Source organism: Arenimonas sp. (genome assembly GCF_044348765.1).
In the GTDB taxonomy this organism is placed as follows: domain Bacteria; phylum Pseudomonadota; class Gammaproteobacteria; order Xanthomonadales; family Xanthomonadaceae; genus Arenimonas.
The window spans coordinates 1-6,878 of the sequence record NZ_JBIKSE010000087.1 but is presented as its reverse complement, the minus strand read 5'-3'; the positions used below and the strand labels follow the sequence as shown (position 1 = coordinate 6,878).

Below are 6,878 nucleotides of genomic sequence, written 5' to 3'. Positions count from 1 at the left end.
ACGCCGGCGCGCTCGGCGCCGAGTTCACGATCGGACTCCTCGACAAGTTCACGCTGTAACGATGGCGATCGAAACTCTCCTCTCCGACCTGATGGTCGAGTCGATCACGATCGCCAACGTCTCGACCATCGACTCGTATGCGAAACACTCCTACGCATCTCCGACGACTGTCACGAAGTGTCGAGTTCAGACCGGGGCGCACAAGGTCACCGATCAGAACGGACAGGAAATCGTCGCCACCGGGAAGGTCTACATCGCGTCGAGTCCGACCGTGACACCCGCCTCGAAGATCACACTCCCGGACGGATCGGTTCCTCGTGTGCTCACTGTCGACCGTTTCACCGACGAGCGCGGATCTCATCATACCTGTATCCATTACGGGGCCTGACGATGGCGACGAACTTTTCAGTTTTCGGAACGGAGGTCATGCTCGCCCGTCTGAAAAAGATGCGAACAGACGTCCCGAAAGAACTGAACAAGGCTCTGTATCGGGAGGCTCAGGCGATCTTCCGGAAATCGCAACGTCTCGTTCCCGTCGATAAGGGATTCTTGAAAGGCTCCGGAGTCGTCGAGGGACCAACGAACAACGAAGTCCTGATCGGTTACGGCGGACCGGCCGCCCCGTACGCTCTCTATGTCCACGAGGACCCGGACGCGCAGCACGCTAAAGGAAAGACCTACAAGTTCCTTGAAATCCCGCTGATGGAGGCGCGTCCCGGCATGGAGAAACGACTCGCCGACGCCCTCGATCGCGCCGCCGAAGGGAAAGACTCCGGAGATGCGGCCGCCGCCGAGGGTCAGTCCGCCGACGAAAACACTGAGGTTCCGAAATGAGCGAAGTTCTCGACGTGATCGGATCGGCGTTACAGAGCGCCGGCATCGGGACGCTCGGATCGACGATCTTCCTCTCGCGATCTCCGGCGTCTCCGGATGCTGTCGTCACGATCTACGAGACTGGCGCCGGCTATCCGCTCTACACTCAGGGCAGCACGTCCGGCGCCGCTCTGATCGTGGCGAACGTTCAGGTCGTCGCTCGTGCCGCACGAGAGGATTACCAAGCGGCCCGAACCAAGATCGCCAACGTGACCGCCGCTCTCGAAGCACTGTCGAACTCGACGATCTCGGGGATCCTGATCCTACGCGTCGAGCAGGTCGGCACCCCGTCGCCTCTCGGACTCGACGACAACGATCGACCACGCGTCGCGATGACCTACACGGTGACGTATGACGACTGACCCGGACCTCCTCCGAGCGGTCGCGCTGTCGTTCGATGCGGCGACGCGCGCGCTCGACTCGTGTCGGATCTTGCTCGGTCGACTGATCGACGCCGGCGCTCCGATGACCGACGACGAACTCGACGAGGACGAGAGTCCTCGACCGTGCTCTCACTCTGACGCCGTCGAGGTCTCGACTCTCGGCGATCAAGGTCCCGTATTTCTCTGCCCCGATTGCGGCGAACAGTTCTCATGATCGAGGACACTCCTCGCGACCCGTACGGTCGAGGCGCCGAGATCGACGAGGGTGTTCGGTGCTGGCGATGTGGTCGACTCCTCGCCGAGACGCTGTCCCGTCCGTGGCGTATAAAGTGTCCACGATGTAAGGCGCCCAACGCGGCGTAACGGTTTCGTCGGCGACGCCCCGCTTCCCCTCGGATGGCGCCCGACGATGATCCCGGCGGAGTCTCAGCCCTCCGCCGGGATCGCCCCCCGCCATAGCGGGAGCGCCGGTCGAGTGATACGGTTCGAGCGTTGTTCGTGTCCACCGTGACCCCGACCGCCGGCCTCGTGTGTCCTCGTGACCCCTAAGCGGTACGGGATCACTCGCGCCCTACGGAGGCATTCGATGGCCCGCTACCGCATCACCGGAGGCCCAACCGGCGACGCCGGACTCGATTACAAGGCGAAGCGCGCCGAGGTCGGAGACGTCGTCGAGGATCTCCCTCGTGACTCGATCAAGTGGCTACGAGAGCAGGGGTACGTCGAACTTGTCGGCAAAGACTCCGACGCCGCCGAACCGACCGAGGAGGTCGCTAACTAATGCCATTCCGCCACGGTAAGAACACCCGAGTTCTGATCGGATCGTCGGACCTGTCCGCGTATTTCCGAGAGACGTCCGTTTCGTCATCCGTCGAGACCGCCGAGACGACCACGTTCGGAGTCTCAGGAGACGCCAAGACCTATGTAACCGGCCTCAGTGACTCGACCGTTTCGATCTCCGGTCTGTTCGACGATGACACCGGCGCCGCCGACGATGTCATCTCGGCCGCTCTCGGATCCGACACCGACGTCGTGTTCACGATCGCTCAGGACGGCGGACTCGTCGTCGGTCGACGTTGTCTCCTCGGACAGTCGATCGAGACGAAGTACGACCTCTCCTCCCCGGTCGCCGATGTCGTCTCGACGTCCCTCGACCTTCAGTCCGACGGCGAGTCGGTCCACGGTTTCGTTCTCGCAGCGTCCGACGTGATCTCGTCGACGTCGACCGGGACATCCGTCGACGGGATCGCCTCATCCTCGAACGGCGGCATCGCGACGCTTCACGTCACCGCCAACACGCGTAACGGGAACATCACGGTCAAGGTTCAGCACTCGGCCGACAACACGACGTTCGCCGATCTCGCTACTTTCTCGGTCGTCTCCTCGACGACCAAGACCTCCGAGCGACTGTCCGTCGCCTCGGGAACAACGGTGAACCGATACCTTCGAGTGTCGTACACCGTCGCCGGCTCGACCGGCTCCGCAACCATCGCCGCCGCTTTCGGTCGGCGCTAATCCCGAGGAGGGAACACTATGCCATTTCGTCACGGTAAAAACGCATCATTCAAGGTCGACAACTCGGGCGGCACGCTGACCGACATTTCGACATACATCCACGAGGTCAGTCTCCCGCGCTCAATCGAGACCGCAGAAACCACGACCTTCGGTGTCACTGGTGGAGCGAAGACATACGTCGTCGGTCTGAACGACTCGACGATCACCGTCTCAGGTAAGTTCGACGCGACAGTCGACGCTCACCTCGCCGGCATCCTCGGACAAGAAGCGACCGTCTCATTCGAGTACGGCCCCGCCGGTACGACCGTCGGTTACGTCAAGTTCACCGGCGAAGCCATCATGACGAAGTACGATCTCTCGTCACCGGTCGGAGATGTCGTTTCCTTTGGATGCGACTTTCAGATCACTGGTCCCGTAACTCGCGGCACCTTCTAAAAAACCTGAAACAAGGAGTGACCTAGTGTCCATTCGTGAGCAGATCCTAAACGCCGACGACATCGAAACCGAACTTGTGGAGGTTCCCGCTTGGGGAGTCACCGTCGAGATCCGTTCGATGGATGGTCGGAGTCGAACCCGTCTCCTGAAAAGCGCCGCCGACAACGACGGCGTAATCGACATGGAACGGATGTATCCGGAGATGGTGATCCTCTGTTCGTTCGACCCGGAGTCCGGCGAACGGATCTTCACCGCCGACGACGTCGACGCTCTGCTGTCGAAGTCCGCCGGTCCTCTCGAACTCCTCGCTACGGCAGCGATGCGCGTCTCCGGCATGACTGGAAACGCTGTCGACGTCGCGGGAAAAGACTCGCCCTCGATCACGAGCGACGATTCACCTACGAACTAGCGGAGAAACTCGGACGGACCGTCTCGGAACTCCTCGATGGGTCTCCGGGACACCGTCCGATTTCATCCGCCGAACTGACCGAATGGGCCGCCCTATGGAAACTTCGGGCGGAGGAACACGAGGCCGCTCAGCGGCGCGCTAGGAGGTAGCACGGATGGCCGCATCGTTCGACATCGTCGCCAAACTACGCGCCGACACTTCACAGTTCATCGCCGGACTGAAAGGCGGAGAGGTCGCGACCACGAAGTTCGCCGGAGCGATGGGCGGGGTAACTCAGGCGGTCGCCGTCGGCACCGCCGCCGCCGTCGCCACTGCCGGCGTTCTCCTGTTCAAACTCGGAGGTTCATTTCACGACGCGTACAAGGAGATCCGAGTCTCCACGGGAGCGACCGGCGAAACACTGAAAGGACTGGAGCAGTCCTTCAAGAACGTGTTCGCCAACACTCCCGCTTCGATGAAAGACGTCGGATCGGTCATCGCCGACCTGAACGTGAAACTCGGACTCACCGGGAAACCTCTCGAAGAAGTCTCACTTCAGATTCTCAAACTGTCGCGCATGACCGGCACCGACCTGAAGGGAAATGTCGAATCGGTCACGACCGTGTTCAAGAACTTCGGTGTCGCCGCCGCCGATCAGAAAGATTCTCTCGACCTCCTGTATCGTGCCTCTCAAACCTCCGGTGTCGAGGTGTCGTCTCTCGCCGATCAGATGTCGAAAGGCGGTATTGTTCTTCGTCAGATGGGATTCGATTTCGAGTCGACGGCCGCTCTCATGGGGACACTCGCGAAGTCCGGTATCGAGGTGCGCGACATCCTTCCGGCGATGACGAAAGCACTCGCCACCGCCGGGAAGCAGGGCATCGACGCGAAGACGATGTTCCAATCGACGTTCGACGCGATCAAGAACGCTAAGGATCCGACCGAGGCGACCGGCATCGCACTCGAAGTTTTCGGTGCGAGAGGCGGTCCTCGATTAGCGGCCGCCATCATGGAAGGAAAACTTTCTTTCGAGGAGTACATGGCGACGATCGTCAACGGGACCGACACGATCTCGAAAGCATCCGGGGACGTGTCGACGTTCGGCGGGAAACTCTCGATCATGTCGCACCGGTTACAACTGGCGTTCGAGCCTCTCGCTACCGCAGTGTTTCAGGGCATGAACGACGCGCTGAAAAAGATGATGCCGGTCCTGACCGTCGCAGTCGATTTCATCGGGGACATGGTTCAGGCGTTTCTTGCTCTGCCGAAGCCGATCATGCTCGTCGTTCCGGCGATCGCCGGCCTCGTTCTAGCAGTGAAAGGTTTCATCGCTGTCAAGGCTCTCGTAATGCTGATGTCTACGTCGGTCATCGGAGCGGTCGGAGCGATGGGATCCGCAGCGGGTCTGTTCGCCGCTCAGTTCCTCGCAGCGATGGGAATGTCTCAGGCCGCAGCACTGGCCGCCGGCGTGTTCATTCAGGCGGCACTCGGTCCCGTGATGATCGCTCTCGCCGCCGCTTTCGTCGTGTTCACCATTTGGAACAAGGGACAGCAGGAGTCGAAACAACGAGCGAAAGAGTTCGCCGACTCGCTCGACGAGCAGACCGGGAAGTGGACAGACAACACGCAGAAACTCGTCGAAAACAATCTTGCGAACAAGGGTCTCCTCGACAAGATGAACGAGGCCGGGATCGGTGTCGACAAGGTTCGAGCCTTCGTCGAGGATCAGTCCGGAGCGTGGGTAACCCAAACGAAAGCGCTGACACTCGCCGAGTACGCAACCGGCAACTATCACGGCAGCGCTGAAAAAGCGGCGGCGGCGACGTCGAAACTCGCGCAGGAAATCCGGGCCGAAGGCGGTGCTCGTAACGAACTCATCGCTCAACTTTCGGACGCTGGACTTCTCACGAACGAACTGGTCGATCAACTGTACGACGAGGCCGACGCTTACGATAAGAAGCAAAAGCAACTTCAGGCGATCGGCGTCGCTCAGGGCATGGCGACGGGACTCGACAAAGACGCAGCAACGGCGGCATACCAACTATCTCAGGCGAACAAGGCCGCCGCCGACTCGATCAAGGCGAAGCACGACGCGCAGAAGGCAGCGCTCGATCCGATGTTCGCCAACTTGGACGCCCTGAAAAAGATGAAAGAAGCGCAGGTCGAGTACGACAAAGTTCAGGCGGACGGGACGAAATCGCAGGCCGAAAAAGAAGCGGCGTACTACGACCTCGTGGCCGCAACCGGAGCGTACTCGGACACTCTCAACGACCTAGAGGTCGGAATGAAAAACGGGACCGTCACACAAGAGCAGGTACGCGCTCGTCTTGAGGAACTGATTCGTCTCGGCATCGACCCGGGATCGGATGCGTTCAAACGTCTCGCCGCTCAGGTCGATTTCGCTCAGGCCGGGATGAAAGATCAACAGGGCGTTTCGCTGACAGCGATCGCAGCGTTCGAGGAAATGAAAAAGAAGGGACTCGATCCGTCGTCGGAGGCCGCCGCTCATCTTCAGCAGAAGATCAAAGAGGCCGGGTACACGGCGATGCTCGTCAACGGCACTTACGTGATGATGGAAATGTCGCTCGACGATAAACAGGTCAGATGGAAAACCGAATGGCTCATGTCTCAGCGCGACGAAAACGGTTTCATTCCTCTCGGAGCGATCTTCAATCTTCCTCAGTTCGCTAAAGGTGGGCCGGTCGGAGCGAACGCGCCGATCATCGTCGGCGAAAAAGGGCCTGAAGTCTTTATGCCGTCGAGCGCCGGGAAAATCATCCCGAACAACGCTCTCGCCGGTCTGTCCGCCGGGGGCGGTTCGATGATGTCGGGCGGCAACGTGTACGAGATCAACGTGAACGTATCGGCGACCGCCGACTCGGCGTCCGTTGGTCGAACAATCGTCGAGGCAATCTCAGCGTTCGAGAAACGCTCCGGCGCCGGGTGGCGCTCGTGACCGTCACGCTCTACAGCGGGGTTCAACTGAAGGTCGAACTCAGTTTCGCAACTTCCACCGCCGGCGTGAACACTGTCCCGTACAACGCTCTCGCCGCCGACATCGTATGGACTGATGTCACCGACAGGGTCCGAGGAGTGTCGATTCAGCGTGGACGATCGAACGAACTAGACACTTTCTCGACGGGGTCGGCGATGGTCGAACTCGATAACCGGGACAGGCGTTTCGATCCTGACTTCGGTCCCGCGGAGTTAGTGCTACCGGGCATTGCGAACAATAACGTCACGAATCTTCTAGGCCCGTCATGGTTAGATACGACCGGGGACCT

The 6,878-nt window shown here is 60.3% G+C and carries 10 protein-coding genes; all 10 read left to right on the top strand.

From position 1 onward, the window contains the following. On the top strand, window positions 1-388 hold a 388-nt coding region (locus ACIQ0Q_RS08740; RefSeq protein WP_395772553.1), incomplete at its 5' end, for a hypothetical protein. 38 nt (window positions 389-426) lie between these two features. Next, on the top strand, window positions 427-834 hold the full coding sequence (locus ACIQ0Q_RS08735; RefSeq protein ID WP_395772552.1) for a hypothetical protein: 408 nt from the start codon (window positions 427-429) through the stop codon (window positions 832-834). Next, window positions 831-1,235 carry a minor capsid protein gene (locus ACIQ0Q_RS08730; RefSeq protein WP_395772551.1) on the top strand — a complete coding sequence of 135 codons (405 nt, stop codon included), beginning with the start codon at window positions 831-833 and terminating at the stop codon, window positions 1,233-1,235. The genes ACIQ0Q_RS08735 and ACIQ0Q_RS08730 overlap by 4 nt, the downstream gene beginning before the upstream one ends. Beyond that, complete coding sequence (locus ACIQ0Q_RS08725) at window positions 1,225-1,470, top strand: hypothetical protein (protein WP_395772550.1); 246 nt, start codon at window positions 1,225-1,227, stop codon at window positions 1,468-1,470. Before ACIQ0Q_RS08730 ends, ACIQ0Q_RS08725 begins: the two co-directional genes overlap by 11 nt. Window positions 1,471-1,842: 372 nt before the next feature. Then, complete coding sequence (locus ACIQ0Q_RS08720) at window positions 1,843-2,037, top strand: hypothetical protein (RefSeq protein WP_395772549.1); 195 nt, start codon at window positions 1,843-1,845, stop codon at window positions 2,035-2,037. Continuing rightward, window positions 2,037-2,771: a phage tail tube protein gene (locus ACIQ0Q_RS08715; protein WP_395772548.1), complete on the top strand. Its 735-nt coding sequence runs from the start codon at window positions 2,037-2,039 to the stop codon at window positions 2,769-2,771. The genes ACIQ0Q_RS08720 and ACIQ0Q_RS08715 overlap by 1 nt, the downstream gene beginning before the upstream one ends. Window positions 2,772-2,789: 18 nt before the next feature. Further along, window positions 2,790-3,206 carry a phage tail tube protein gene (locus ACIQ0Q_RS08710; RefSeq protein ID WP_395772547.1) on the top strand — a complete coding sequence of 139 codons (417 nt, stop codon included), beginning with the start codon at window positions 2,790-2,792 and terminating at the stop codon, window positions 3,204-3,206. Between the two features lie 25 nt (window positions 3,207-3,231). Continuing rightward, window positions 3,232-3,615: a hypothetical protein gene (locus tag ACIQ0Q_RS08705; protein WP_395772546.1), complete on the top strand. Its 384-nt coding sequence runs from the start codon at window positions 3,232-3,234 to the stop codon at window positions 3,613-3,615. Between the two features lie 154 nt (window positions 3,616-3,769). After that, window positions 3,770-6,550 (top strand): phage tail tape measure protein, encoded by a 2,781-nt coding sequence (locus ACIQ0Q_RS08700; RefSeq protein WP_395772545.1) that lies wholly within the window; start codon window positions 3,770-3,772, stop codon window positions 6,548-6,550. Then, the coding region (locus tag ACIQ0Q_RS08695; RefSeq protein WP_395772544.1) for a hypothetical protein at window positions 6,547-6,878 on the top strand (332 nt) is incomplete at its 3' end. The genes ACIQ0Q_RS08700 and ACIQ0Q_RS08695, both read left to right, overlap by 4 nt.

What these genes read in the sequence shown, in the direction of transcription:
- ACIQ0Q_RS08735 (WP_395772552.1), top strand. Translation starts at nt 427, where the DNA reads ATGCTCGCCCGTCTGAAAAAGATGCGAACAGACGTCCCGAAAGAACTG.
- ACIQ0Q_RS08730 (WP_395772551.1), top strand. Translation starts at nt 831, where the DNA reads ATGAGCGAAGTTCTCGACGTGATCGGATCGGCGTTACAGAGCGCCGGC.
- ACIQ0Q_RS08725 (WP_395772550.1), top strand. Translation starts at nt 1,225, where the DNA reads ATGACGACTGACCCGGACCTCCTCCGAGCGGTCGCGCTGTCGTTCGAT.
- ACIQ0Q_RS08720 (WP_395772549.1), top strand. Translation starts at nt 1,843, where the DNA reads ATGGCCCGCTACCGCATCACCGGAGGCCCAACCGGCGACGCCGGACTC.
- ACIQ0Q_RS08715 (WP_395772548.1), top strand. Translation starts at nt 2,037, where the DNA reads ATGCCATTCCGCCACGGTAAGAACACCCGAGTTCTGATCGGATCGTCG.
- ACIQ0Q_RS08710 (WP_395772547.1), top strand. Translation starts at nt 2,790, where the DNA reads ATGCCATTTCGTCACGGTAAAAACGCATCATTCAAGGTCGACAACTCG.
- ACIQ0Q_RS08700 (WP_395772545.1), top strand. Translation starts at nt 3,770, where the DNA reads ATGGCCGCATCGTTCGACATCGTCGCCAAACTACGCGCCGACACTTCA.